Here is a 24,699-nt window from a genome sequence, read left to right on the forward strand (position 1 = left end):
ACGTCCCCACTGGATCAGGCCGCATCGCCCGGCGCAACATATTCCGCCTTCTCCGGCAGGCCCTTCTGCTTGCGCACCTGGTTGAGGAAGCGCGTGAACAGATAATGGCTGTCCTTGGGGCCGGGACTCGCTTCGGGGTGATACTGCACCGAGAAGATCGGCTTGCCTTCGACGGCGAGACCAGCATTGGAGCCGTCGAACAGGGAAACATGGGTCTGGGTGACGCCGGAGGGCAGGCTGTCGGCGTCCACCGCAAAACCGTGATTCATCGAGGTGATCTCGACCTTGCCGGTGGTCAAATCCTTCACCGGGTGATTGGCCCCGTGATGGCCCTGATGCATCTTGGAGGTCTTGCCGCCCAGAGCCAGGCCCATGAGCTGGTGACCCAGGCAGATGCCAAACATGGGCTTGCCGGTTTCCATCAGCTTCTGGATGGTTGGGACGGCATATTTGCCCGTCTCGGCCGGGTCGCCGGGGCCGTTGGATAGGAACACCGCATCGGGCTTATGGGCCAGAATGTCGTCCGCCGAAGCAGTGGCGGGCACGACGGTGACCTTGGCGCCCTGATCGGACAGGCAGCGCAGGATGTTGCGCTTGGCGCCGTAGTCGATGGCCACGACGTGGAATTCAGGTTTCTCGAGCGTGCCGTAGCCGACGTTCCACTGCCAGCCGGTCTGATCCCAATGATAGGTCTGAGCGGTCGTCACTTCCTTGGCAAGGTCAAGACCCTCAAGGCCGGGAAAGGCGTTGAGTTCGGCGACGATGGAGCCTTCGTCAAACTGGCCGCTGGGCTCATGAGCGATCACGCCGTTTGGCATGCCCTTTTCGCGGATCAGCGCGGTCAGGGCGCGTGTGTCGATGCCGGAGATGCCGATGATATTCCGCTTCTTGAGCCAGGCATCGAGCTTTTCGGCGGCACGATAATTGGACGGGTTGGTGATGTCGGCCTTGAGCACGACGCCACGGACACCGGAGAGGGCGGCCATGTTCACCGTCTCTATGTCTTCGTCATTGGTGCCGACATTGCCGATATGGGGGAAAGTGAAGGTGATGATCTGCCCGGCATAGGAGGGGTCGGTCAGCACTTCCTGATAGCCGGTCATCGCGGTGTTGAAGCACACCTCGCCAGCCGCGTGACCCACAGCGCCTAAGCCGAAGCCTTCAAGACGCGTGCCGTCGGCCAGAATCAGAACTGCGGTCGCGGGGGATTGCTGCCAGCCGGTCACTATGGGTCTCCAAGCTCGGTTTGTCGGGCGCGCGCGACGAGAGCGGTGGCGGTGAGCCTGCCCACTGGTCGCGGCGAGATGTCGGTTGAGGCCTCCTCTTAGAAGGCATGGCCCAACAGTGCAAGTGGCGAAGCCTGCGTTTGTTGCCTATATGGGAGCGACAAAATGCATGGCAAGGAGCCACGGGACACATGCGCGAAGACATCAGTGAAGGGCTCAAACTGGCGCTCAAGGCTCGGGATCAGCGGCGCACGGCGACTTTGCGGTCGATCAATTCGGCTATCAAGGACCGCGACATTGCCAATCGGGGCGAGGGCAAGGGCCCGGCCACACATGACGAAATTCTGGCCATCGTTCAGAAGATGGTGAAGCAGCGCGAAGAAAGCTTTGCCATTTACGCCCAGGCCGGGCGCAGCGACCTAGCCACGGTGGAAAAGGAAGAAATCGATATTCTCAACGAGTTCTTACCCAAGGGCTTGAGCGATGAGGAGGTGACCGAGGCCATCCGCGCCGCCATTGCCGCGACTGGTGCGGAAGGTCCCAAGGACATGGGCAAGGTTATCGCCCAGCTCAAGGCGGACTATCCGGGTCGAATCGACTTCGGCAAGGCGAGCGGACAAGTGCGGGCGGCACTGACCGCCTGAGGTCAATTCAGGCAACGAGGCGGAACGGGGCGACCTGAACCTGGTTGCGGCCCGACTGCTTGGCCTTGTAGAGCGCAGCGTCAGCACGGCTGAGCACGGACGAGAAGGTTTCGCCCTCGTCTGCAGCAGCGAGACCGGCGCTGACGGTGGCGGTTTCTGTTCCGCTGCCCCCGGGCAGGGCCAGATCATCGAAGGCGCGTCTGACCCGCTCGGCGGCCTGCCCTGCCGCGTCATGATCGGCACCGGGCAGGATGGCGCAGAATTCTTCACCACCAATGCGCCCGATGATGTCAGTGTGGCGCAGTTCGCTGCGCAGGACTTCGGCAAAGCGAACGAGCACCATATCGCCATGGGCGTGGCCGAGATGGTCGTTAATCTGCTTGAAGCAGTCGAGATCGAACATGATAACAGCCAGGCCGGTTGCCGTCGCGCTCTCACCATAGTTCCCGAACAGGGCGCGCCGGTTGAGTACGCCGGTCAGCGCATCGGTATTGGCCTCCAGGTGATGGCGGCGGGCGGCGCGCGCATGGTGCAGGGTGAGGGTGATGGCGCCAATGCCGGTCAGGCCGACCAGTGACATGATGGAGTTGATGTCTTCGGCCAGATTATCGGGTGGTCCATCGAGGATCCATTGCCCCTCTATCAGCAGCACGATTGCGCAGGCGAGGAATGAGGCGGCGACCAGACCATAGATGATGGCATTGGCCACCATGGCCAGGCGGACATCCGCGCGGCCGCGCCAGCTTTCCAGGCCGCAAAGGGCCAGTATGACGCCGGCGTTGAAATTGAGCATGAGTGTGCCGATGCCGGTCAGGCCGAGCGCGAGCGGTATGGAGGTCAGCACCACCGCAGCAATGCCGACGAACAGAGCCGGGCGAACCGGCTTGGCATTGAACAGGCGAGACCCTGAATAGACATAGGCAAGGCCGGCGAGCATGACCGGAAAGGGTATGAGCTGGGCCAGCAGAGTATAGCTGTCCCCACGCAGGCCGAGCGCGACCATGGCCAATACGATCAGGCCGATACCGATCGCGCCGTGAATTAGATAGGTTTCGGCCCGCGAGTTGAGCCAGCCTATCACAAGCGCAAGAACCAGGGCGGAGCCGGAAAAGGCAATGCCGATCAGCAAAGAGGCGTTGTCGATCATGTCGGGACACCAGACAGGCCGAACTCGACCAGCAAAAACCTACTCATAGCGCGGATATCCGAAATGGATGGTTACGGACTGCGGGAGAGTGTCGGTCTAGTGAGCGAAAGCTTAACGCATCCCTGCTATTGCGCCGGAACGCCCGTTGGCAGGGGCGGCGCGGCGTTTCTGCGGCGTTCCAGAAACGCCGAGAGCGCGGCAATCACCACGGCGAAGGCGAGCGAGACGGCCCCGATCAATGGTAGGGCCTGATAGCCCAGGCCCGCTTCGATCAGTGCAGCCCCCAGGACGGCGCCAACAGCGATGCCGATATTGAAACCGGCCGGAATGAGCGCTGAAGTCAAGTTCGGCCCGTCGGCCGCCCAGAGCAGCATGCGGGACTGCAGGGGCGATCCAAAGGCAAAGGTGGCGCCGCCCCACAGCACGATCGCGATGGACATGGGGACGGCATGGGGCGCAGCGAAGTAAAGGCTGACAAAGAGCGTCATCTGGAGGGTAAGGATGGCGATTAGCGAGGGCATGAGGCGCCAGTCGGCCAGACGCCCGCCGATGAACACCCCGATGGTTGCGCCAACGCCAAACAGCAGCAGAATGATCGGGATCGCTTCGCTCCCCACGCCTGTGACGGTGAGCAGCAACGGGGCGATATATGTGAAGAGACTGTATTGCCCGGTCATCACCAGCATGGCGATGGTGAAGCCCAGAAACACCTGCTGGCGCCCAAGGGCAGCAAATTCATGCCGGAAACTGCCCTGTGAGGCTGTGGCACCGGCGCGGGCGGGCAAGATCGCGGCGATAACCAGGGTTGCCGCAAGACCGAGCAGCCCCACTGCCCAGAAGGTGGCGCGCCAGCCCAACATTGTCCCGATGGCTGTTCCACCTGGTACGCCAAGCACGTTGGATACAGTGAGCCCTGACAGGATCAGCGCCATGGCAAAGCCGCGCCGGGCTGGCGGAACGATGCTGGTGGCCAAGACAAAGGCGACGCCGAAATAGGCCCCATGCAGCACGGATACGAAAAGGCGGGCGAGAAGCAGCAACTCGAAACCAGGGGCAATGGCGCAGAGCACCTGGCCCAGAGTGAAGCCCAGGCCGAGCAGAACCACCAGCAGCTTGCGGTTCATCTTCTTGGTGAGCACGGCCAGTGCCGGACCGCCAATGGCAATGCCGATGGCGTAGCCGGAAACCAGGTAGCCGGCGACAGGAATGGACACGCCCAGTCCCAGGGCGACATCGGGCAAGACCCCGGCAATGACGAACTCGGCCGTGCCGAAGGTAAAGGCCGCCAGAAACAGGGCAAGTAGAGGCAGGGACATGGTCATGGCCGCACGGAAAGGGAGATTGGATCTCCTTCCATGGACAATGCACAGGTGCAATGCACAATTTGGCCGGTCCGCTTTAGGAAAACTATACTGGTCGAGTGCTTGGGCGACTTTGCAAGTACGGTTAGTCTACCGGCTGTAAATGGGATAGGGCCCTAGGAGTGTGAAATGCCTGTTTCGTCCGAGACCAAGAAACGGTTTGCATTGGCAACGGCATTGCGTGGCCTGCTGATGCTGGCAGCCGGGCTCTACGCGGTGATCTGGCCGCTCGAGGCCTTTGCGGTGCTGCTGCTATTTGGCGGCATACTATTGCTTATCGACGGCGCGCTGGGACTGTGGAGCCTGACTTTTGGTGGTGGCAAGAGCGGCAATTACTGGTTCGACGTGGTGGCCAATGCTGCCTCGCTGCTCCTGGGTGTCGTGATCCTGATCAGCCCATTGCTGGCCACCATTTTTACAGTGACATTCATCTCCACCCTGGTCGGGCTGGCGGCGATTTTTGTCGGGGTTATGCAGGTCGTGGTGATCGTTCGGGAGCGGGAAAGCTATTTGCGGATCTGGCCGGTGGTACTTTCGGGCGCGTCCTACGTCCTATTAGGGCTGGTGCTTTTGCTGTTCCCGCTGCTCAGCGCTTGGGTAGGAATGATCATCGGCGGCATTTTGCTGATTATCTTTGCCATCGGGCTGTTTGGCTGGGCCTGGCGGATTTACCAAGCGAGCAAGGCGTGATTGGCGCATTGGGTCTGCGGATCAACGGTACACGACGGGAATGTCCGCCACTGTCTTGTCCTGACGTAGCACTTCGCCGGTTTCGGGCAGGGTGATCTCGATCTGACCGTCCGCAATCCAGCGCGGAGTAAGTTCGGTCGCGTCGACAACAGAGACAAAGCTGGCGGCATCGAAGGGCACTTCTTCACCGGGCGGAACAAGCGCCGCCTGGATATTGGGTGGGGTCTCGCCACAGGCGCGGGAGAAGGTCACCAGATCGTATTCGCCGTCGGGCGCGGTAAGGCGTTGGGCTTCTGTCACAACGCAGGCCGGCACCATGTCGTTGACGACCAAGAGCGTTAGCCCGATGGCCAGGGCCGGCCCGGCAGTCAGGGCGATCAGAACGGCGACGGGCATCTTGGCTTTGGGCATGGCTGTGGAAAACTCTCTGCTGATGACTCGGGCGCTGTGAGCGCCTAGATAACACACATGCGCTTCACCGATACGTTCCTGGACGAAATCCGCCAGCGCCTGCCGATCACGCAGGTGGTGGGCGAACACGTGTTGTGGGACAAGCGCAAAAGTCAGCCAGGCAAGGGCGATATGTGGGCCTGCTGTCCGTTTCACGCCGAGAAAAGCCCGAGCTTTCATGCCGACGACCGGCGCGGCATTTACCACTGCTTCGGGTGTGGCGCCACGGGCGACCATTTCCGGTTTCTGACCGAAAAAGCGGGAATGAGCTTTCCCGAGGCGGTGGAGAAACTGGCCGGCATGGCCGGCGTGCCGATGCCAGCGCGGGACGAGCGCACCGAAAAGCGCGAAGCGGCGCAGCGCGGGCTGGCCGATGTCATGGAACTGGCGACCAAGTATTTCGAAGCGGCGCTGGCGCACAACATCGGGGCGCGCGCGCGCGGCTACCTGTTCGAGCGCGGGGTTTCGCCGGCCAGCCAGGCCCGGTTCCGGATCGGCTTTGCGCCGGACAGCCGCAATGGGCTCAAGGAGCATCTGGCGGCCAATGGCGTGTCGGGCCAGGCGATGATCGATGCGGGGCTGGTGACCAGCCGCGACGACGATCCACTGACCTATGACCGGTTCCGCAACCGCGTGATGTTCCCGATTACCGATTTCCGCGGCCGGGTGATTGCCTTTGGTGGACGGGCAATGAGCCCCGACGTGCCGGCGAAATATCTCAACTCCCCGGAAACCCAGCTCTTTTCCAAACGGCAGACGCTTTACAACGGCCAGTCGGCGCGCACCGCGGCGCGCGACGGGGCCAGCGTAATCGTCGTTGAAGGCTATCTCGATGTGATCGCGGCGGTGGCTGCGGGTTTTGAGGGCACGGTGGCGCCGCTGGGCACGGCGTTGACGGAAGAGCATATTCAATTGCTCTGGCGCATGAGTGATACACCGGTCCTGTGTTTTGACGGCGACAAGGCGGGTTTGAAGGCCGCTGAGCGGGCGGCCGATCTGATCATGCCGCATCTCAAACCGGGCAAGACGGTCAAGATAGCGACGCTGCCCGAGGGGCAGGACCCGGATGACCTGATCAAGGCGCAGGGCAGGGGTGCCTTTGCGGAGGTGATCGAAAAGGCGCGAAGTCTTTCGGATATGGTCTGGAGTTTCGAGACCGGCGGGCTGGTGCCGGAGGCGCCCGAAGAGCGCGCGGCGCTTCAGGCGCGCCTGCGTGAGCGGGCCAATGGCATTCAAGATTCCACCGTGCGCTTCCACTATGCCCAGGCCTTTGACGAGAAATTGAAGGCCTTTTTTGCGCCGTTGCGCCAGGGTGGACGCGAGAGCTGGCGGGGCGGTGGCAAGCCGGCCTATGGGCAGAGCGGGGCCTATGGTTATCCACGGGGCGGTACGCCGCGGCTGGTTGTTTCCGACACGCTGCGCAATTCACGGCTGCTGCGGACCGGTGCAATGGCCGATGCGTCTCCGCGCGAAGCCACCATCATCCTGACGCTGGTCAATCATCCGGCGCTGGTGGAAGATCATTTCGAGGCCTTGGCGGCGCTCGATTGCGAAACGCCGGTGGCCCAGAAGGTGCTGGGCGACATCCTGGCGCTGGCGGTGCGGCACCACGATATTTCCGCTGCCGATCTGCAATCCGCGCTGGGGGTGCGGGGGCATGGGCCAGCACTGGCGCGGATGACCGAAACGCTGACGCGGCAGGGCGTGTGGCAGGTCGGTGCGGAGACGGCGCTGGTGGATGCCGAGACCGGATTAAGTCACGCGCTGGCCTTGCATAACAAGAAAGTTCAGCTAAATAGGGAATTGAAGGCAGCCGAAGCCGCGCTGGGCGAAGACCCGAGCGAAGAAACCTTTGAAAGGCTGCGGGACATCAAGAACCAGATTACCACTGTCGATGGCACAGAGGCATTGATCGAAGGATTTGGTTCGCTATCGGGACGCGCAACTCGCAGTTTTTGAGGGGAAACCCGACGGACTGGCGACGCTGCGCGATTTTGCGTTGTGGCGAATCAGCGTCACACTGCCCGAAAGCGAACTATGTCACACGGACGTGTTAACGGTCCGGTGATGGAACCTTTACCTTGTCTTGAGTTGTCACCACGTAAGACACAGCCGGGACCACCTGCCCGTGGGTTCCGAGGAGTACCAGATGGCCACCAAGGCAGCGAACAAAGCCTCGAAGGAAACCGAAAAGCCGGAAAGCGGCGCCGCGGAAACTTCAAACGACTCTCCTTTGATCGATCAGAACGATGCGGCCGTCAAAAAGCTCATCAAGGTCGCCAAGAAGCGTGGCTATGTCACCTATGAAGAGCTGAATGCCGTGCTGCCCTCCGACGAGGTCAGCTCGGAACAGATCGAAGACTTCATGTCGATGTTCTCGGAGATGGGCATCAACGTGGTCGACGAAGACGAGGTCGAAGAGACAGAAGTCGAAAAGGACGAGGAAGACAGCGGCACCGAAGTCGCCACCTCGACCGGCACGGCCGTCGCCAACACATCCAACGCCAAGTCCGGTTCGGACCGCACCGATGACCCAGTGCGCATGTATCTGCGCGAGATGGGTTCGGTGGAACTGCTCAGTCGCGAAGGCGAAATCGCCATCGCCAAGCGCATCGAGGCCGGCCGCGAAACCATGATCGAGGGGCTTTGCGAAAGCCCGCTGACTTTCCAGGCTATCATTATCTGGCGCGAGCAGCTCGGACAGGGCGAAATCCTGCTGCGCGACATTATCGACCTGGAAGCCACCTATGCCGGCCCCGACGCCAAGCAAGCGGCGCCCGAGGTTCAGGTGGCGCCCAAACCAGAGCCCGAGCCGGTCAAGGAGAAGCAGAAGGCCGCGCCCAAGCGCGCTTCGGGTGACGATGACGAGTATGTGCCTGAGGAGCCCGAGGCGCCGCAGGACCCACAGGACGATGACGACGACGAGTTCGACAACGCCCTGTCGCTTTCGGCCATGGAAGCAGAGCTGAAGCCGCAAGTGGTGGAGACCTTTGACCGCATTGCTGCCGCCTATGGCGAGATGCGCGAGATGCAGGACCGCCACGCCGAAGACCGCACCGCCACGGTGTCGGACGCCGAAAACAGCCGTCTCAGCGCCCTGCGCGCTGAAGTGATTGCCGACGTGAAGTCCCTCTCGCTCAATAATGGCCGTATCGAAAGCCTGGTCGAGCAGCTCTACGACATCAACAAGCGCCTGGTGCGTTTGGAAGGCCGGTTGCTGCGCCTGGCCGAAAGCTATGGCGTCAAGCGCGAATCCTTCCTTGAGAATTACTACGGGCGCGAGCTGGATCCGAGCTGGGAATGGTCGCTGGAGAACTTCGAAGGCAAGGGTTGGGCTGAATTCGCCCGCCGCGAGACTGACACCATTGCCGATATTCGCAATGAGATTGCGACGCTGGCCACCGAAGCCGGGCTCGATATCGGCGAGTATCGCCGCATTGTGCATAAGGTGCAGAAGGGTGAACGCGAAGCGGCCATCGCCAAGAAGGAGATGGTGGAAGCCAATCTTCGCCTGGTGATCTCGATTGCCAAGAAGTACACCAACCGCGGCCTGCAGTTCCTGGACCTGATCCAGGAGGGCAATATCGGCCTGATGAAGGCCGTGGACAAGTTCGAATATCGCCGCGGCTACAAGTTCTCAACCTATGCGACCTGGTGGATTCGCCAGGCAATCACCCGCTCTATCGCCGATCAGGCGCGCACCATCCGTATTCCGGTGCACATGATCGAGACGATCAACAAGATCGTCCGCACCAGTCGCCAGATGCTGCATGAAATCGGTCGCGAGCCGACGCCGGAAGAGCTCAGCGAAAAGCTGCAGATGCCGCTCGACAAGGTGCGCAAGGTCCTCAAGATCGCCAAGGAGCCGATCTCGCTTGAAACGCCGATCGGCGACGAGGAAGATTCCAACCTCGGGGATTTCATCCAGGACGCCAATGCGGTGCAACCGATCGATGCGGCCATCCAGTCGAACCTGCGCGAAACCACGACCCGCGTTCTGGCCTCACTCACGCCGCGCGAAGAACGCGTGCTGCGTATGCGTTTCGGCATCGGCATGAACACCGACCATACGCTTGAGGAAGTGGGTCAGCAGTTCTCGGTGACCCGCGAACGCATCCGCCAGATCGAAGCCAAGGCGCTGCGCAAGCTCAAGCACCCGAGCCGGTCGCGCAAGCTGCGGAGCTTCCTCGATAATTAGGGGCAGTCAGATGGCTGCCCCCAACCTCAAGCTGACGTCTCTCAGAACCGCAATACCGTTCAAACTGGTTGTCACCTTTTCCGATGGCACCTGGGGCACTTTCAATGCGGCGCCAATGCTGGCGGAGCGTGGCGAGGGGACAGAGCCTTTGCGAGATCGGGGCTATTTTGCCAAGGTCGATCTGGTCAATGGCAAGCCGATCTGGCCGAACTACTTTGACATCTCACCGCTTTGGTTGCAGGAGGAGATGGAAAAGCGCGGCGAGTTGCAAAGACCGCGGCCCGCGCGCAGGACAGGACAATCTGGAGGCTCATGATGTCGTTCTTCAAAAAGCTCTTCGGCGGCGGATCCGCCTCGGAACCGGAGGGCGACAAGGTTCTGGGCGAAGAGAGCTATAAGGGCTATCTGATCAAGGCCATCGAGATGAAGGCAGGCAGCGAGTTGCAGCTGGCCGGTCTGATCGAGAAAGAGGTTGCGGGCGAAACCAAGACATATCGCTTCATTCGCGCCGACAAGATGAGCTCGCGTGAGGACCTGGTGACGCTGGCGCTGAGCAAGGGCCGGCAGATCATCGATGAGCAAGGCGACCAGATTTACCGCTAACGCCGACAGACTAGAATTGACCGACGACCGCGAGCCATGACGGCTCGCGGTTTTACGTTTGAAAGGATGCCAGAATGGCCAGGAAGCCGACCGCCCGCACGGAATTCGTAATGTTCGACATCGTTTATGAAGATGGTTCGCAGCGGTCCAACCGCAAGGTGGATGCGAGCCTGCTGGGTGGCCTCGACGGAGACGAACCGGCACGTGCTGCTATCGAGGAGCAGGATCGCGCGATTTCCGAGAAGTCGGGTCAACCGCCGCTGGCCATCAAGTCGATCAAGCGCTCGGGCAAATAGCTGCACGAACAGCGGGGCGCTGCAACTGGGCAAGGAAGTGTGCGCTCCCCCCTATCGCGGCCGCGGTTAGACAGCTGGCTTCCACCGGCGCCCATCGGTGCGCTCAGGGGCGGCGGACCACACGGAGCCTGCCGCTACTGCCGCCACCGCAATAGAAGCGATCGCCGCCATCGCTTTCGAGGCCTGACACGCCCATGCCTTGCGGCATTTCGATGACCTCAATCACCTGGCCCGTTTCGGGGTCGATATGGCGGATATCGCTTTGATCGTCCTGCCAGGTCCCATGCCAGAGTTGCCCGTCTGACCAGGTGACGCCGGTAACGAAGCGCGTTGCCTCGATGCTGCGGAGAACCTCGCCTGTTGCCGGATCGACCTGATGAATCCGTTTCGCGCGGTACTCGCCTACCCACAACGACCCCTCGGCCCAGGCAAGTCCGGAGGCGCCATCGCCGGGTGTCGGGATGGAGCTCAGGATAGTGCCTGTCTCGGGGTCGAGGCGGTTGATGCGGTCCTCGGCAATTTGGAACAGATGCGTTCCGTCAAAGGCGGTGCCGGCATAGGCGGGCGTATCGAAGCCGTCCTGCAACTGGCCGCTAACGGGGTTGAGGGTATTGAGCCGATCACCTGAGGCAAACCAGACGAGATCCCCGTCATAGGTGACGCCGTGAATGTCGGTGACGCCCGGAAACGGGCCATATTCCTTGAGGATTTCTGCAGGTACGGATTTCATGAGGCTATTCCTTGGGCATTGCGATCGCTACCCACTCTAGGCGCCTGGCAGGGGGCCCGGGAGTAACAGTGTTGTCGGGAAGCCCAGCAGGGGGCGTGCGATCCAGCGCTGGGCTGGCCCCTTGCCGAAGCGCTGTACCTTGTCGGCGGCGACCAGTTCTTCGAGCGCTCTTTGAACCGTTCGGGCGCCGGTGCCCAGGGCGAGCGCCAAGGCAGAACTGGACCAGGCCTCGCCATCTGCCAGAAGCGCCAGAAGCGCGGCGTGACGCTCAGGTCGGGGCGGGGCCAGAACCACAACATCGCGACCGCTCCGTGGCGCGAGGCGATAGCCTTTATGCGTCGAACGGATATCAGCCATCGACGCCATGAGGGTGCGAAGGCGGCCGATTTCGACGCGCAGCCGGGCGCGATGCGATTCGTCGGTGAACCGCGCACCGAACGCCTGGGACAGCAGGTTCGCACGTGTGACGTCAGCGGGCCAGGCCTGTGCCAGCGCCAGCAACAGGGCGAAAAGCACCGGGCGAGTGGCGAGTGGAACGATCTGCCCGTCCAGGCACCCAAGACTTCGGCAGGCATCCACCACCAATGCGGGCGAAGCGAGAATAGGCTCGATCTCGTCCAGGGTCATAGTGCTGGCTGAGCCCTGGCGGGTCACAAGCACCATCTGGTCGTCTATCTGTTGCCAGGCATGCTGGGCTTCCGCCTGCAGAGCCGCTATGCCCGACCGCTCAGCGTGTCGAGCAGCCTCGGCAAGGGCTTGGCGGGCACGTTGAACCTGCAGGCGCCGCATGGCTATGCCAGCTTCGATAAGGTGATGCCCTGCTGCGAGTTGGGCGGGCACGGAAGCCGAGGAAGATGCCTGCAGCAGCGCCTCGGCCCTGTCGGGCTTTCCGAGCAACAGCAGACGTCGGGCCTCAAGTTGCAAGGCATGGGTCGCGTTGGCCTGATCTCCGTGAAAGATCAGCACCGAGCGCACTTCGGTCAGCCGCGTTTCGGGCCAATTGAGGTTGCGCAGGACTAGGGCGATTTCCGTTTCCGCCAACCGACAACGCGCCTTGGCGACGATTTCCCCGGGACCGAACCTCCGCGCGGCGGATTTGAGCAGGGCGCGCGCTCGCTCTAGTTCGCCCATCTGGGCCATTGCGAGGCCTCGCAGCACCAGGGCCGCCGGGTCATCTCGCAGGGCGACTCGCTTGAGTGCGCCAAGAACATCGCCATGCGCCAGGGCATGGCCGGCAGCGATAATCACGGCGTCCATGCAAATCCCGACACAAGTGTCACTCCCGCCACGACGCCGACCCCTCCTAGCTTGCCCAAGAGCCGCGAGCAGCGGCCGAGTTGAACAGATGAACAGGCAGGAGAGCTAACATGCCCGATATTCTACACAAAATTGGCGCCAAGTCGTCGAGCCCGCAAGAGGTGTTCCAGGCGCTGACGCAACTGGAGGGCCTGGGCGCATGGTGGACCAATGATGTCAGGCACGACGATGTCTCAGGAAAGCTGATCCGGTTCACATTTGGTGACGCCGGCTTCTTTGTCATGAAGGTGCTTGAACAGGTTCCGGGCAAGCGAGTGGAATGGCAGGTGATGAATGGGCCGGAGGATTGGATCGGCACAAGGATCAGCTTCGATATCAGTCAATCAGACGATTATACGCTGGTGTTCTTCAAGCACGCCGGCTGGGCCGAGCCGAGCGAGGCTATGCACCATTGCAGCACCAAGTGGGCGATGTTCCTGATGAGCCTGAAGTCCTTGCTGGAAACGGGGCAGGGTCTGCCGCATCCTCGGGACGTGAAGATCGACAACTGGAACTGAGGGGTTCCAGGCACTGGGCTGCGCGGGACGTGCCCGTGCAGCCCGGCGCTTCAAATGTTGCTGGTGTTGGGCGTATAGGCCAATGGCGATGGCGGGGCAGCGGCGGGCTGAGGCGCCTTTTGACCGGCCTGCCGATGAATTTCGGCTACCAGGGCCGGATCGAGCTTGAGCTTGATGGCGAGCGCTTCGAGATAGGCCTGTTCGGCAGCGGTGTCGGCGCTGATGGCGACCAGGGAGGCCGCATAGATTTCGGCGGCGTGCTCGGGCGTGTCGGCGCGGGCGACGACGGCGTTGATATCGAGCGGGGCGGACAGTTCATCGAAAACCCAGGCCTTCTCTTCTGCGGAGAGCGGCATGGTCTTGAGTTTTGCAAAAATCGCTTCTTTTTCCTCGGCGTCGATGCGGCCATCGGCCTTGGCTGCTGCGATCATCGCGCGCACCAGGGACTTGCCCAGTTCTTCCTGTCCCGCGGTATCGGCGGGGGCGGGAATGAAGGCATCTTCCCGCGGTGCGGAAGTTGGGTTGGCCTGGCTCTGCTGATAAGATTGCCAAGCCTTGTAGGCAAGCCCGCCAACCGCCGCAAGGGCACCGAGCTTGACCGTATTTCCCAGAAGCTTGCCCGGCTTGCCACCGGACAGCAGCGTCCCTAGGGCGAGCCCCGCCGCGCCAGTCATGGCTGTGCTCTGCATGTTCTTGTCGGTCTGCAGGGTCTTGAGAATCTGGTCGATATTGAACACGGGCGGCTCCCTTTGATGGTTCTCATGCAGATGGGTGCAGCTAGGGATTTTGGCAACCGAAATACGTAATTTGCAACGCGCACAAAGAAAGACCCCGGTGTGACACCGGGGTCTTTGCGGTCCTGGAGGGAGGGGCCAGGTCCGGTTCAGTTATTACTGGGCCGGGGGGGCGAGCTCGGCGTCAACTGCCGGGGCGGTTTCAGCCGGAGCGGCGGGCTCGGCAGCCGGAGCGACCTCAGTCATCGGGGCCGTTTCAGCGGCGGGGGCCTCGGTGGCCGGAGCCGGGGCAGTTTCAACTGCCGGAGCCTCGGTCATCGGGGCTGGTGCTATGGCCGGATCGGTCATCGGGGCTTCTGTCGCCGGGACGCCGTTCACATCGACAGTGGTCGACGGGCCGGAATTGGCCGAGAAGACCAGATAGCCGATAGCCAGCAGGGCCAGAGCAACGATGATGCCGACGAACCAGCCAGTACCATTGCTCTCACGGGTATAGACGGTCCGATTGCCGTCACGGGTGTAAACAGTATCGCGTTCGGGGGTAGCCATCATCTGCTCCTATGTTTCAACGCTGGCTAATAAACGCGGCCTTGAGTGGAGAGTTCCCGAGGTTGTGAAGAGGGCATTATTTGCCTGTACGGTTTTCGAAAATCGAACAATTTCAATGGTTTGATGTTCCGTTTGGGCTTCATGCGGCAAAGACTCATTGTGGCTTTTTCAAGAATTCGTGAGTGCTCGATCAAGCAATGGAAAAGGCCGGGCGCTGGGCCCGGCCTTTCAGCGTGGTCGGTCGTCTCGTAATCAGCGTGCAGCGACGGTGATCAGAGGCGTGATCCGGCGGATGGTGACGCGGCGGTTTTGACGCTCAGCCGCCTCGGTACGGATCTTCAGGTAGCGTTCGCCATAACCCTGGGTCGCCAGGTTTTCGGGCGGCACGCCATAGAAGTCGGTCAAGACGCGGGCAACGGTGGCAGCCCGGAGGTCCGACAGACGCAGGTTTGCAATGTCCGATCCGATGGCGTCGGTGTGGCCTTCTATCAGGAAGGTCTCATTCGGATTGCGCTCGAGCAGGGACAGCATGGCATTTGCAACGCTGGACAGCGCCTGAACCTGGCTTCTCTCGATAGTGGCCTCGCCGGTATCGAAAGTCAGATTGCCCACTTCGAGGCGACGGACACTGTCACGCAGTCGAGCTGAACGCTTCACCTCATCGATGGAATAGAGGCGGGCGACCTGCTCTACCGGCGGCTGGCTAAAGAAGACTTCGAGTTCATCTTCGTCAGCATAGCGGGCATCGAGTACATATTCGCGGACCGGGATGTTGAGCCGAAGCGGAGGCAGGTCCTCGGCCGGGTCGCGCCAGCGTTCGAGGTCGTCGTAGTAGCTGTCGTCGAAGTAGGCCAGGATGTATTCGCGGCCGTCCGGGGCAATACGCGAGCGGCGCAGGATATCGCCATTGCGATTGCGAACCGTGATGATCTGCGTGCCGTCTGGGCGGGTGATCACTTCGCGAACGCGGTTATTGCTCAGGCGCTCATAGTAGATCTCATCTTCCTGGGGATCGTAGAAGCGATCGGTATCGAGACCAACTGAATTGACGAAGAGCTGCGTACCCACTTGCAGGATGAGCTGCGTGAAGACTTCGCCGTTGCTTGTCTGTACTTCCGGCGCCTCGACCACGGTAACCGGAGTTTGTTGCGACCCGGTGGTGACCGTGTTGTTGTCGCCGGTGACATTGGTGGTGATGTTGGTGACGTAGTTGTTGATTACGGTCTGGTTGACGGTCGCGTTCTCTTCGGCCCTCACAGCCTCGCCTTCGTCTGCGGTCACCGCAGCGATGGGTTGGGCTGAAAACGTCCGCATTGCTTCGGACTGGGCTTCCTCGTCATTGGCGGGGGGCGGCGCAGCGGGTTCCTCGGCGGCGGTGTTCGCCTGTGCTTCGGCCTCTGCGTTGGTGCCAGCCTGGACGGGGGATTCGCCTTCAACAGGCTGGGCTCTTGCCGAGGGCGCGGCCTCTTCGTCCTTGGCGCTGTCGAGCACTGGAGCGACCTGATCCTGGGTCACGCCCTCAGGCAGGTCCTCGATCACCTCGGCCGGTTCACCCTCGGATGTGGTTTCTTCCGCGGGTGCAGGCTGTTCGTCGGTGGACATGTATTCGGGAAGCGGGGTCAGCTCAAGACCGTATTCGGCCAGGCAGGTTTCGATGTCGGCATAGCCGAGCCCGCCACAGATTACGGTGATCTGATCCAGAGCTGCATCAATGCGGGACTGTGCCTCAGTGGCGTCGGCGCCAGCGGCCAGATCTGCGACGGCCGCGTTGTGCGCGTCAACCTGAGCGATCAGTCGCGCTTCAATGCCGGCGTCTTCTGCAACGGCAGGGTCTGCAGCCTGCGGCTCCTGGGCAGGAGTCGCTTCTTGAGCGACAGGGGCCTCTTCAGCAGGCGCCTGCTCCGTCATGGGTTTTTCGTTGACGGACTCTTGCTGGGCGGGGGCGGGCTCGACCGCCGGTTCTTCAGCCTTGGGCTGTTCAGCGACAGGTTCTTGAACCGGCTGTTCCTGAACGGCGGGCTCTTCTACTGCCGCTGGCTGTTCAGGGGCAGGCTGTTCGGCAGCTGGTGCTTCGGCTGGCGCCGTGTCCTCCACAGGGGCCGGCTGCTCGGCGGGGGGCGTTTCTTCAACCACCGGTTCTTCGGCCGCAGGGGCCGCGCCCGCTTCAAGCGCCGCGACGCATTCTTCGAAGCTGGTATAGCCGCCCACGATGCAGAGTTCAGTCAGCGTCGTCCGGGCTTCTTCCAGGGCCGCGGCGTCGCCAGAGGCCTGGGCCTCGAGGTAGGCTTGGTAGGCCGACTGCAATTCCGCGTCCTGGGCGTAAGCTGTGATTGGCGCAAAGGCCATGAGGCCGATGCTGGTTCCTGTCAGGAGCCAGTTCTTGAGGCGCATTGTTCTTATCCTTTTGTGTTCGAAACACTTCCTGCCGAGCATCATGGGCCATTCCTGAACGCCAAATGAACAGGGTTTGCCTGTTGCCCATGGACCCCACAGGCCCCGCAAGGCCCAGAACGCAGGGCTTGCCCATGAGTTCCGCTGTGGAGTTTATCGGCATGTCTGCCTCGCATTGCGGCGCCAATGCGGCGGCATGGACGGATCGCGCCGGGTCGGACTTCCGGACCACGGGTCCACATGCTAGGCCCAAGGCATGCAACAAGCCATTGATCGTCATATCGTGGAAACACAGGGCCAGGGGCTCTACGAGGTCACGCGTGCCTTGCGGCACTTTGTGGCCGATGCGCGGATCGAAGCCGGGCTGGTGACGGCCTATGTGCGCCATACCTCGTGCTCGCTGCTCATCCAGGAAAATGCCGATCCCGACGTGCAGACGGACCTGACCGGCTTTTTTCGGCGATTGGTGCCCGAAGGGATGGACTGGTTGGTGCACACCGCCGAAGGTCCGGACGACATGCCGGCCCATATCAAGGCCGCGCTGACCCAGACCTCCATCGGCATTCCGGTGAGTGATGGCCGCCCGGTATTTGGCACATGGCAGGGACTTTATCTGTTTGAACACCGCAAGCGGCCGCATCGTCGCGAGCTGGTGTTCCACATCATTGGGGACTGAGAAATGGATTGGGGCGTTTTGGCGGGCTACTGGCCTTTCGTTGTCGGCCTGCTGGTCACGGGTGTCGTTTCAGGTATCGCGGCCGGGCTTCTGGGCATTGGCGGCGGCGCGGTTATCGTGCCAGCCCTTTCCAACGCCCTGCTGCTCATGGGCTATGACGCAGAAGTGGTGCAGCACATGGCGGTGGGCACGTCGCTGGCCATCATCATCCCCACCGGCATCATGAGCGCCCGGGCGCACCACAAGCGTGGTGCGCTGGATGTGGCGGTGCTCAAGCTCTGGGCGCCGTTCATCGTCCTGGGCACCTTTGTCGGTGGGCTGATGGCCGGCTGGTATTCGGGCGATGTGCTGCGCATCGTCTTTGCCGTCATGGCCTTTGTGATCGCGGCCAATATCATCTTCGGCTTCCAGACCAGAGTGATGGGACATTTGAAGGGGTCGAGCCTGACACATCGCATTTCGGCATTGGTGGTGGGTTATATCTCATCGCTCATGGGCATTGGCGGCGGTTCGCTGACCGTGCCGACGCTGGTGGCGTTCGGCGACACCATGCACAAGGCCGTTGGCACTTCGGCCGCAATCGGTGTTGCGATCGCCGTTTCAGGCACAGCCGGATTTCTGATTTCAGGCTGGGGCGTCGAAGGCCTGCCACCGCTCAGCATCGGCTATATCAATCTGCTGGCTCTTGCGCTGGTGGGCGTGCTGGCAGCGCTCTGTGCGCCTTTGGGCGCCGCGCTGGCCCACCGGCTGGACCAGAAGACGCTGAAGTACGTCTTCGCGCTGTTCCTGGTGGCGGTGGGGCTGAACATGCTTTGGAAGGTGGTAATGGGGTAGGGGGAACTACTGCCCGTGCAAGCCACCCGACCATAGGCCTCGTGGCCCTCCAACGGGTCATGCCGAGATGTCGTCTGCAGCCATCGAGCATGCCATTCGAGCGTCGCTCTCATGGCCCCCAAACATTAAATCGCTCCACCGGAGCGATTTGGCGGCGAAGCCGCCGGTTTGGGGTTGGTGGGGACGGAGTGACTACGGTGGAACCGTCCCCACCGCCCAAGCCCCCTCGATGAGGGGATCCGGGAACTCAAGGGCAGACCGGAGATCAGATCTACCCTTACAGAAGGACAACGCGCGTTTGGCCGTCCGGGTTTGGCCAAAACATGGCAAAGTTCAACTTGTGCACTGATTAGTCGGCGCTGTTGTCCAAATCCCACGATACGTTGACGGTTATGGCAAAACTCATCTCGCCAGCCTCCACGGGGACCGGCGCGGCGCCGGACATTTCTGCCCGCGCATACATGGGGTAGGGCTGTGGGCCGTTAAAGTCCTGGCGCTCGGAAATGGATTCAAGCTCGCCCAGTGTTGCATCGGCGATACTGGCATAGAGCTCGGCCTTGCCGCGCGCATCGGCGAAAGCCAGCTTGCGCGCTTGATCAAGCAATTCGGAAGGATCGGCGACAGAGAAACTGACCCCGTTCACGGTGTTGGCACCCACGGTCACGGACTGATCCAGGATACTGCCCAGCTCTTCAAGGTCGCGTACGACCACGGTGACCGAATTGGACACCTGGTAGCCATTGATCTTGGGCGGCAGGGAATAGCCCAGATCATCGCGAGCATCGGAATAGACATAGTTCGGATTGACCGAGAAGCCCGATGTCTGAATGTCGCGTGCCTCGATGCCAGCGGCCTTGAGCGCGTCGATCAGCTCGCTCATGGCAGCGGTATTGGCGTCTAGCGCTTCGCGAGCCGTGGCGCCCTGCGTGGTGACGCCGGAATTGATGGTGGCCATGTCCGGGGCCGCACGCACTTCGCCGCGCCCCTCGATGGAAATTGTGCCGGCATAGGCGGGAAGGGCGGAGGCAATAAGAGCAAAAGGAATGAGGACGCAGAGGGCACGCATGGAAAAACTCCTTGAATCTGTGCAGGGTCGAGATGTCCCGGCCCAATGCGTCAGTATTACGGCGCAGATGAACTGAAGTTGAACGCCAAGCTTTGGGGGTGGCGTACATCATTAGTATGACTTATATCGAGGAGCGCTTGCACTCGGCCTGCTGCATGGGCTAGGCACATACTAACATGTCAGGGGGCAGAAATGAGCGCAAAAGACATTCCGCAAGGCGTATTATTGGGGCGCGCGTGGTTGCCCGAGTTCGACCATCCCCGCATTGTGACGGTGCGTGACGGTCAGTTGGTGGATATTACTGCCCGCGGTATGGCCACGGTCCGCGACATCGCGGAAAGCGGACGGGCGGCAGAGCATGTCAGGACCGCGCCGGGGCGAGCAATCGGCGATATCGAAAGCGTCATGGCCAATGCAGGCAGTGGCCGCACGGATGTTGCGCAATTGCTGTGCCCCATCGATCTGCAGGCACTCAAGGCCTCGGGCGTAACCTTTGTTGTCTCGCTGCTCGAACGGGTCATCGAGGAGCAGGCTCGCGGCGATAATTCCCGGGCAGACGCCTTGCGTGCGGAAATTCTCGATCTCATCGGCACAGATCTGTCACAACTTGTTCCCGGGTCGGAAGCGGCCATGAAGGTCAAGGCGGCGTTGATCGAAAAGGGCGTCTGGAGCCAGTATCTGGAAGTGGGCATCGGCCCGGACGCGGAGATTTTCACAAAGGGCCAGCCGATGAGTGCGGTGGGCCACGGCGCCGAGGTCGGCCTGCATCCGATATCGAACTGGAACAATCCTGAGCCTGAAGTGGCCCTGGTGGTGACCAGCACGGGTGACATCATCGGTGCGACGCTGGGCAATGACGTTAATCTGCGTGACGTCGAAGGCCGCTCGGCGCTGTTGCTGGGCAAGGCCAAGGACAATAATGCGTCTGCTTCCCTGGGGCCATTCGTCCGCTTGTTTGACGGAGAGTTCTCGCTCGAAACCATCAAGCAGGCCGAAATTGCGCTGCGGGTGGAAGGCACCGACGGCTTCGTGCTCGAAGGCCGATCGAACATGGCGCAGATTTCGCGTACGCCCGAGTCTCTGGTCGCCGCCACTGTGGGCGACCACCATCAATATCCCGACGGGCTGGTGCTGTATCTCGGCACGATGTTCGCCCCGGTCAAGGATCGCGACGGCGAGGGCAAGGGCTTTACCCACAAGTTGGGTGACGTCGTCTCCATTTCGACACCGAGCCTGGGTACGCTGACCAATCGGGTCAACCTGTCCACCAAATGTCCGCCCTGGACCTATGGCACCAGCCATTTGCTGCGCGATCTTGCGCAAGCCAACTTACTCTAAAGACACGCTGGCTCTCCCCCAGCGTTCCAATCGAAAGGCCTTTCATGACCGAACTGCACAAGAACCTGATCGACGGCGAATGGGTCGGCACTGATGGGGTTGAAAACATCAACCCCTCCAATCTCAAGGAAGTGGTGGGGATTTACGCTCGGGCCACGGCAGAGGAAACCAAGCAGGCGATTGCGGCGGCCAAGGCTGCGTTTCCGGCATGGTCGCGTTCGGGCATCCTCGAGCGCCATGCGATCCTGCGCAAAGCCGCCGACGAGATCACGGCCCGCAAGCAGGAACTGGGCGAGCTTCTGAGCCGCGAAGAGGGCAAGACCCTACCCGAGGGCATTGGCGAGGTGACCCGCGCCGCCCAGATTTTTGATTTCTTCGCTGGTGAAGTGCTGCGCCTGGCTGGTGAGGTACTGCCCTCGGTGCGGCCGGGCGTGGGTGTGGAAATCACCCGCGAGCCGCTTGGGGTGATCGGCATCATCACGCCGTGGAACTTCCCCATCGCCATTCCGGCCTGGAAGATTGCGCCGGCCCTGGCCTATGGCAATACGGTCGTGGTCAAGCCGGCGGACCTGGTGCCTGGCTCGACCTGGGCGATTGTCGATATTCTCGTCCGCGCCGGCTTGCCCAAGGGGGTACTGAACCTGGTGATGGGCAAGGGCTCGGTGGTTGGCCAGACCATGCTGGACAGCAAAGATGTCAATGCCATCAGCTTCACCGGCTCGGTGGGCACCGGCAAGCGCGTTGCTGCGGCCTCGATCGAACATGGCCGCAAGTTCCAGCTCGAAATGGGCGGCAAGAACCCCACCATCGTGCTCGACGATGCCGATCTCAAGGTGGCCGTGGAGACCGTGGCGCAGTCGGCCTTCTTCTCGACCGGCCAGCGCTGCACGGCCTCGAGCCGCGTCATCGTCACCGAGGGCATCCACGACAAGTTTGTCGAGGCCCTGAGCGAGCGGACCAAGAACCTGCGCGTGGGCGATGCGTTGGCAAAGGACACCGAAATCGGCCCGGTGGTTGATCCCAGCCAGCTCAAGCAGGACATGGATTATATCGAGATTGGCCGGGGTGAAGGCGCCGAACTGCGGGCTGGCGGCAATCGCGTCAATGCGGAGACCGAAGGCCACTTCCTGCAGCCGGCGCTGTTTGTCGGCGCGACCAACCAGATGCGCATTGCCCGCGAGGAAATCTTCGGGCCTGTCGCCGCGGTCATCAAGGTCAAGGATTATGAGGAAGCCTTGGCCACGGCCAATGACACCGAATTCGGTCTCAGCGCCGGCATCGTCACCACCTCGCTGAAATACGCGACGCACTTCAAGCGCAATGCCGAGGCCGGCATGGTGATGGTCAATGTCCCCACCGCAGGCGTCGACTTCCACGTGCCCTTTGGCGGCCGCAAGGGCTCGTCCTACGGCCCGCGCGAGCAGGGCAAATATGCCGCCGAGTTCTTCACCGTGGTCAAGACGGCGTACACCGCGGCAGGCTGATTGCAGCGGACACAGGAAACCAGAACGGGGCCCTCGCGGCCCCGTTTTTTGTTTCGTCGCTTTGTCTGGTTTCAGGCGTTGGCGGCGAACCGCTCGTCGAAGGCGTAGCCGGCGCCGCGGACGGTGCGGATGGGATCGGCTTCGCGGCCGCGATTGATGGCGCGGCGCAGGCGGCCGATATGGACGTCGACCGTGCGTTCATCGACATAGACATCATTGCCCCAGACGCCATCGAGCAGCTGTTCGCGCGAATAGACGCGGCCAGGGTGGCGCATGAGATATTCGAGCAGGCGGTATTCGGTGGGGCCAAGATGAACGTCGCGGTTGGCGCGGCGGACGCGGTGGGTGGTTCGATCGAGTTCCAGGTCGCCGACCTTGAGGGCGGTGGTGACGAGGTTAGGATTGGCGCGGCGCAGGAGAGCGTGGATGCGGGCCACCAGCTCGGGAACCGAAAAAGGCTTCACGACATAGTCGTCTGCCCCGGTCGAGAGTCCGCGGACACGCTCTTCTTCTTCGCCGCGGGCGGTGAGCATGATGATGGGTATGCGGGCGGTTTCGTCGCGGGCCCGGAGGCGGCGGCAAAGTTCGATACCGGAAATTTCTGGCAGCATCCAATCGAGCAGGATGAGGTCCGGCAGTTTCTCAGCGATAGCCTGTTGGGCTTCGTCGCCGCTTTCAGCTGTCACAACCCGAAAGCCCTCCGCCTCCAGGTTATAACGCAACAGGATGGCGATATCGCCTTCGTCTTCGACAACAAGAATCGTCGCGGGCATGGATGTGCTCCATCGGCCGGCCCTCAAGGGGCCGGGGATTGTCTTAGGATGTGGTGGTTGTCCCACCTTCCCGCCATTCGACCGCAGGTCTCATGGCCACTCGGCTTGAAAGGCGCCGCCGGAGCCTTTCATGTGCTGTGCGGACCGGCCGCTAAGCCTTGATCTGCTGGCGCTGCAGGTCCTGCACATCGCTGGTGAGCTGTTTGCCCGTGGCCAGGTAGTAGGCTCGCTCTGCGATGTTGGTGGCGTGATCACCCACACGTTCCAGGCTCTTGGCGCAGAACAGCAGATGCGTGCAGGCCGTGATGTTACGCGGGTCTTCCAGCATGTAGGTCAGCAATTCACGGAACAGCGAGGTGTACATGGCGTCCACCTCGTCATCGCGGTTACACACCTCGATGGATGCCGCTTCCTCACGATTGCCATAGGCGTCGAGCGCATCCTTGACCTGACGCAGCACCAGTGCCGTCATGTTCTTGACGCCATTGTAGAAGGTGGGCTGCAGGTTCAGGCCTTCGAGTTTGAGCGAGCGGCGGGCCAGTTGCTTGGCCATGTCACCAATGCGTTCGAGGTCGGAAGCGACGTGAATGGAGGTTATGATGGCGCGAAGATCGCTGGCCATGGGCTGGCGGCGGGCAATCATGGAGACGGCCATGTCGTCGATCTCGCGCTGCATGTCGTCGATGCGCTGGTCGGCGATGATGGTCAGGTCCGCCAGCTCGCGGTCGAGCTTCAAGAGGGCGCGTGTGCCATTCTCGATAGCGACCTCGACCTGGCCGCCCATTTCGGCAATGGCCTGGGCCAGAGCCAACAGCTCTTCATTATAGGAGGTGACGATATGGTCGGTGCCGGTATTGGGCATGGTTTATCCTCTTCCCGCGGCTCTTAGCCAATACGGCCCATGATGTAGTCTTGGGTCTGCTTGTTCACCGGATTGGTGAAGATCTCTTCGGTGTCGCCATGCTCGATCAAATTGCCCAGATGGAAGAAGGCGGTCTTCTGGCTGACGCGGGCAGCCTGCTGCATGGAGTGGGTCACGATGACGATGGTGTAGTTCTCACGCAGTTCGTCGATCAGTTCTTCGATGATCGCGGTGGCAATCGGGTCGAGTGCCGAGCAGGGCTCGTCCATCAGGATCACCTCGGGGCCAACGGCGATGGCGCGGGCGATGCAAAGGCGCTGCTGCTGGCCACCGGAAAGGCCAGTGCCCGGCTCACTCAGACGGTCCTTGACCTCTTCGAACAGACCCGCCTTGCGCAGCGAGGAAATGACGATTTCGTCGAGATCCGCCTTGGACTTGGCCAGGCCATGAATGCGCGGGCCATAGGCGACGTTGTCATAAATCGACTTGGGGAAGGGGTTCGGCTTCTGGAACACCATGCCGACGCGGGCGCGCAATTCGACCACGTCGAGGTCGGTCGAATAGATGTCTTCGCCGTCCAGCTCGATCTTGCCGCCGACCCTTGCGCCTTCAATGGTGTCGTTCATGCGGTTGATGCAGCGCAGGAAGGTCGACTTGCCGCAGCCCGATGGGCCGATGAAAGCGGTGACAGCCCGATCGGGGATGTCGATGGAGATGCCATGCAGCGCCTGCTTTTCACCGTAGTGGACGGTGACGTCGCGCGCGGTGAGGCGGATGGGGTGATCCATCAGTTCAGCGGGGTTCATAGTCTGATCCAGAGTCTTTGAAGTCAC

At 61.7% G+C, this 24,699-nt stretch carries 25 protein-coding genes; 12 read left to right on the top strand and 13 right to left on the bottom strand.

The window, feature by feature from the left end:
- Positions 1-14: 14 nt before the first annotated feature.
- Positions 15-1,226 carry a glutamine-hydrolyzing carbamoyl-phosphate synthase small subunit gene (gene carA, locus ACE4RL_RS08570; protein WP_375600076.1) on the bottom strand — a complete coding sequence of 404 codons (1,212 nt, stop codon included), beginning with the start codon at positions 1,224-1,226 and terminating at the stop codon, positions 15-17.
- Positions 1,227-1,417: 191 nt separating this feature from the next.
- Between carA and ACE4RL_RS08575 the strand changes: the two genes are divergently transcribed.
- Entirely contained in the window at positions 1,418-1,870 is a 453-nt protein-coding gene (locus tag ACE4RL_RS08575) for a GatB/YqeY domain-containing protein (protein WP_375600077.1), read from the top strand.
- 7 nt (positions 1,871-1,877) lie between these two features.
- Here the strand turns inward: ACE4RL_RS08575 and ACE4RL_RS08580 are convergent, their stop codons facing one another.
- Together ACE4RL_RS08580 and ACE4RL_RS08585 are read right to left on the bottom strand one after the other, a co-directional pair.
- Positions 1,878-3,017, bottom strand: coding sequence for a diguanylate cyclase (locus ACE4RL_RS08580; RefSeq protein WP_375600078.1), 1,140 nt, complete (start codon positions 3,015-3,017; stop codon positions 1,878-1,880).
- A gap of 125 nt (positions 3,018-3,142) precedes the next feature.
- Entirely contained in the window at positions 3,143-4,333 is a 1,191-nt protein-coding gene (locus ACE4RL_RS08585; protein WP_375600079.1) for an MFS transporter, read from the bottom strand.
- 174 nt (positions 4,334-4,507) lie between these two features.
- Here ACE4RL_RS08585 and ACE4RL_RS08590 point away from each other — a divergent pair, with 174 nt between their 5' ends.
- Positions 4,508-5,068, top strand: a complete 561-nt coding sequence (locus ACE4RL_RS08590; protein ID WP_375600080.1) for a DUF308 domain-containing protein — start codon at positions 4,508-4,510, stop codon at positions 5,066-5,068.
- Between the two features lie 21 nt (positions 5,069-5,089).
- Here the strand turns inward: ACE4RL_RS08590 and ACE4RL_RS08595 are convergent, their stop codons facing one another.
- A complete protein-coding gene (locus ACE4RL_RS08595; RefSeq protein WP_375600081.1) occupies positions 5,090-5,479 on the bottom strand; it encodes a hypothetical protein in 390 nt (129 codons plus the stop codon).
- Between the two features lie 57 nt (positions 5,480-5,536).
- Between ACE4RL_RS08595 and dnaG the strand changes: the two genes are divergently transcribed.
- The 5 genes from dnaG to ACE4RL_RS08620 all read left to right on the top strand — a co-directional run bounded on the left by dnaG (position 5,537) and on the right by ACE4RL_RS08620 (position 10,615).
- Positions 5,537-7,477 carry a DNA primase gene (gene dnaG, locus ACE4RL_RS08600; RefSeq protein WP_375600082.1) on the top strand — a complete coding sequence of 647 codons (1,941 nt, stop codon included), beginning with the start codon at positions 5,537-5,539 and terminating at the stop codon, positions 7,475-7,477.
- A 190-nt stretch (positions 7,478-7,667) separates the two neighbouring features.
- On the top strand, positions 7,668-9,716 hold the full coding sequence (gene rpoD / locus ACE4RL_RS08605) for an RNA polymerase sigma factor RpoD (RefSeq protein WP_375600083.1): 2,049 nt from the start codon (positions 7,668-7,670) through the stop codon (positions 9,714-9,716).
- Between the two features lie 10 nt (positions 9,717-9,726).
- Positions 9,727-10,032, top strand: a complete 306-nt coding sequence (locus ACE4RL_RS08610; protein WP_375600084.1) for a hypothetical protein — start codon at positions 9,727-9,729, stop codon at positions 10,030-10,032.
- Positions 10,032-10,319 carry an HlyU family transcriptional regulator gene (locus ACE4RL_RS08615; protein ID WP_375600085.1) on the top strand — a complete coding sequence of 96 codons (288 nt, stop codon included), beginning with the start codon at positions 10,032-10,034 and terminating at the stop codon, positions 10,317-10,319. The genes ACE4RL_RS08610 and ACE4RL_RS08615 overlap by 1 nt, the downstream gene beginning before the upstream one ends.
- 74 nt (positions 10,320-10,393) lie before the next feature.
- Positions 10,394-10,615 carry a hypothetical protein gene (locus ACE4RL_RS08620; RefSeq protein ID WP_375600086.1) on the top strand — a complete coding sequence of 74 codons (222 nt, stop codon included), beginning with the start codon at positions 10,394-10,396 and terminating at the stop codon, positions 10,613-10,615.
- 103 nt (positions 10,616-10,718) lie between these two features.
- Here ACE4RL_RS08620 and ACE4RL_RS08625 read toward each other — a convergent pair whose 3' ends face one another.
- A complete protein-coding gene (locus ACE4RL_RS08625) occupies positions 10,719-11,345 on the bottom strand; it encodes a glutaminyl-peptide cyclotransferase (protein WP_375600087.1) in 627 nt (208 codons plus the stop codon).
- Positions 11,346-11,381: 36 nt separating this feature from the next.
- A complete protein-coding gene (locus ACE4RL_RS08630; RefSeq protein ID WP_375600088.1) occupies positions 11,382-12,602 on the bottom strand; it encodes a helix-turn-helix domain-containing protein in 1,221 nt (406 codons plus the stop codon).
- Between the two features lie 110 nt (positions 12,603-12,712).
- On the opposite strand from ACE4RL_RS08630, the gene ACE4RL_RS08635 reads away from it, so the two are divergent.
- Positions 12,713-13,159 (top strand): SRPBCC domain-containing protein, encoded by a 447-nt coding sequence (locus tag ACE4RL_RS08635; RefSeq protein WP_375600089.1) that lies wholly within the window; start codon positions 12,713-12,715, stop codon positions 13,157-13,159.
- A gap of 50 nt (positions 13,160-13,209) precedes the next feature.
- On the opposite strand, the gene ACE4RL_RS08640 is transcribed toward ACE4RL_RS08635, so the two are convergent.
- The 3 genes from ACE4RL_RS08640 to ACE4RL_RS08650 form a co-directional block, all read right to left on the bottom strand.
- A complete protein-coding gene (locus ACE4RL_RS08640) occupies positions 13,210-13,896 on the bottom strand; it encodes a tellurite resistance TerB family protein (protein WP_375600090.1) in 687 nt (228 codons plus the stop codon).
- Positions 13,897-14,049: 153 nt separating this feature from the next.
- Positions 14,050-14,442: a hypothetical protein gene (locus tag ACE4RL_RS08645; protein WP_375600091.1), complete on the bottom strand. Its 393-nt coding sequence runs from the start codon at positions 14,440-14,442 to the stop codon at positions 14,050-14,052.
- A 252-nt stretch (positions 14,443-14,694) separates the two neighbouring features.
- Positions 14,695-16,833, bottom strand: a complete 2,139-nt coding sequence (locus tag ACE4RL_RS08650) for an OmpA family protein (RefSeq protein WP_375600092.1) — start codon at positions 16,831-16,833, stop codon at positions 14,695-14,697.
- Positions 16,834-17,089: 256 nt separating this feature from the next.
- On the opposite strand from ACE4RL_RS08650, the gene ACE4RL_RS08655 reads away from it, so the two are divergent.
- Positions 17,090-17,509, top strand: coding sequence for a secondary thiamine-phosphate synthase enzyme YjbQ (locus tag ACE4RL_RS08655; protein WP_375600093.1), 420 nt, complete (start codon positions 17,090-17,092; stop codon positions 17,507-17,509).
- Between the two features lie 3 nt (positions 17,510-17,512).
- Positions 17,513-18,343 (top strand): sulfite exporter TauE/SafE family protein, encoded by an 831-nt coding sequence (locus ACE4RL_RS08660; RefSeq protein ID WP_375600094.1) that lies wholly within the window; start codon positions 17,513-17,515, stop codon positions 18,341-18,343.
- Positions 18,344-18,692: 349 nt separating this feature from the next.
- Here ACE4RL_RS08660 and ACE4RL_RS08665 read toward each other — a convergent pair whose 3' ends face one another.
- Entirely contained in the window at positions 18,693-19,409 is a 717-nt protein-coding gene (locus ACE4RL_RS08665) for an SIMPL domain-containing protein (protein WP_375600095.1), read from the bottom strand.
- A 192-nt stretch (positions 19,410-19,601) separates the two neighbouring features.
- On the opposite strand from ACE4RL_RS08665, the gene ACE4RL_RS08670 reads away from it, so the two are divergent.
- Together ACE4RL_RS08670 and ACE4RL_RS08675 are read left to right on the top strand one after the other, a co-directional pair.
- Complete coding sequence (locus ACE4RL_RS08670) at positions 19,602-20,747, top strand: fumarylacetoacetate hydrolase family protein (protein WP_375600096.1); 1,146 nt, start codon at positions 19,602-19,604, stop codon at positions 20,745-20,747.
- A gap of 44 nt (positions 20,748-20,791) precedes the next feature.
- The gene (locus tag ACE4RL_RS08675) at positions 20,792-22,231 is read left to right on the top strand and encodes an aldehyde dehydrogenase family protein (RefSeq protein ID WP_375600097.1); all 1,440 of its coding nucleotides are present in this window, start codon (positions 20,792-20,794) and stop codon (positions 22,229-22,231) included.
- A 71-nt stretch (positions 22,232-22,302) separates the two neighbouring features.
- Here ACE4RL_RS08675 and phoB read toward each other — a convergent pair whose 3' ends face one another.
- The 3 genes from phoB to pstB all read right to left on the bottom strand — a co-directional run bounded on the left by phoB (position 22,303) and on the right by pstB (position 24,672).
- Positions 22,303-23,004 carry a phosphate regulon transcriptional regulator PhoB gene (phoB, locus tag ACE4RL_RS08680; RefSeq protein WP_375600098.1) on the bottom strand — a complete coding sequence of 234 codons (702 nt, stop codon included), beginning with the start codon at positions 23,002-23,004 and terminating at the stop codon, positions 22,303-22,305.
- Between the two features lie 151 nt (positions 23,005-23,155).
- On the bottom strand, positions 23,156-23,866 hold the full coding sequence (gene phoU / locus ACE4RL_RS08685; protein WP_375600099.1) for a phosphate signaling complex protein PhoU: 711 nt from the start codon (positions 23,864-23,866) through the stop codon (positions 23,156-23,158).
- Between the two features lie 23 nt (positions 23,867-23,889).
- Positions 23,890-24,672, bottom strand: coding sequence for a phosphate ABC transporter ATP-binding protein PstB (gene pstB, locus ACE4RL_RS08690; RefSeq protein ID WP_375600256.1), 783 nt, complete (start codon positions 24,670-24,672; stop codon positions 23,890-23,892).
- Positions 24,673-24,699 lie beyond the last annotated feature (27 nt).

It is taken from the genome of Devosia polycyclovorans, from assembly GCF_042181575.1.
In the GTDB taxonomy this organism is placed as follows: Bacteria; Pseudomonadota; Alphaproteobacteria; order Rhizobiales; family Devosiaceae; genus Devosia; species Devosia polycyclovorans.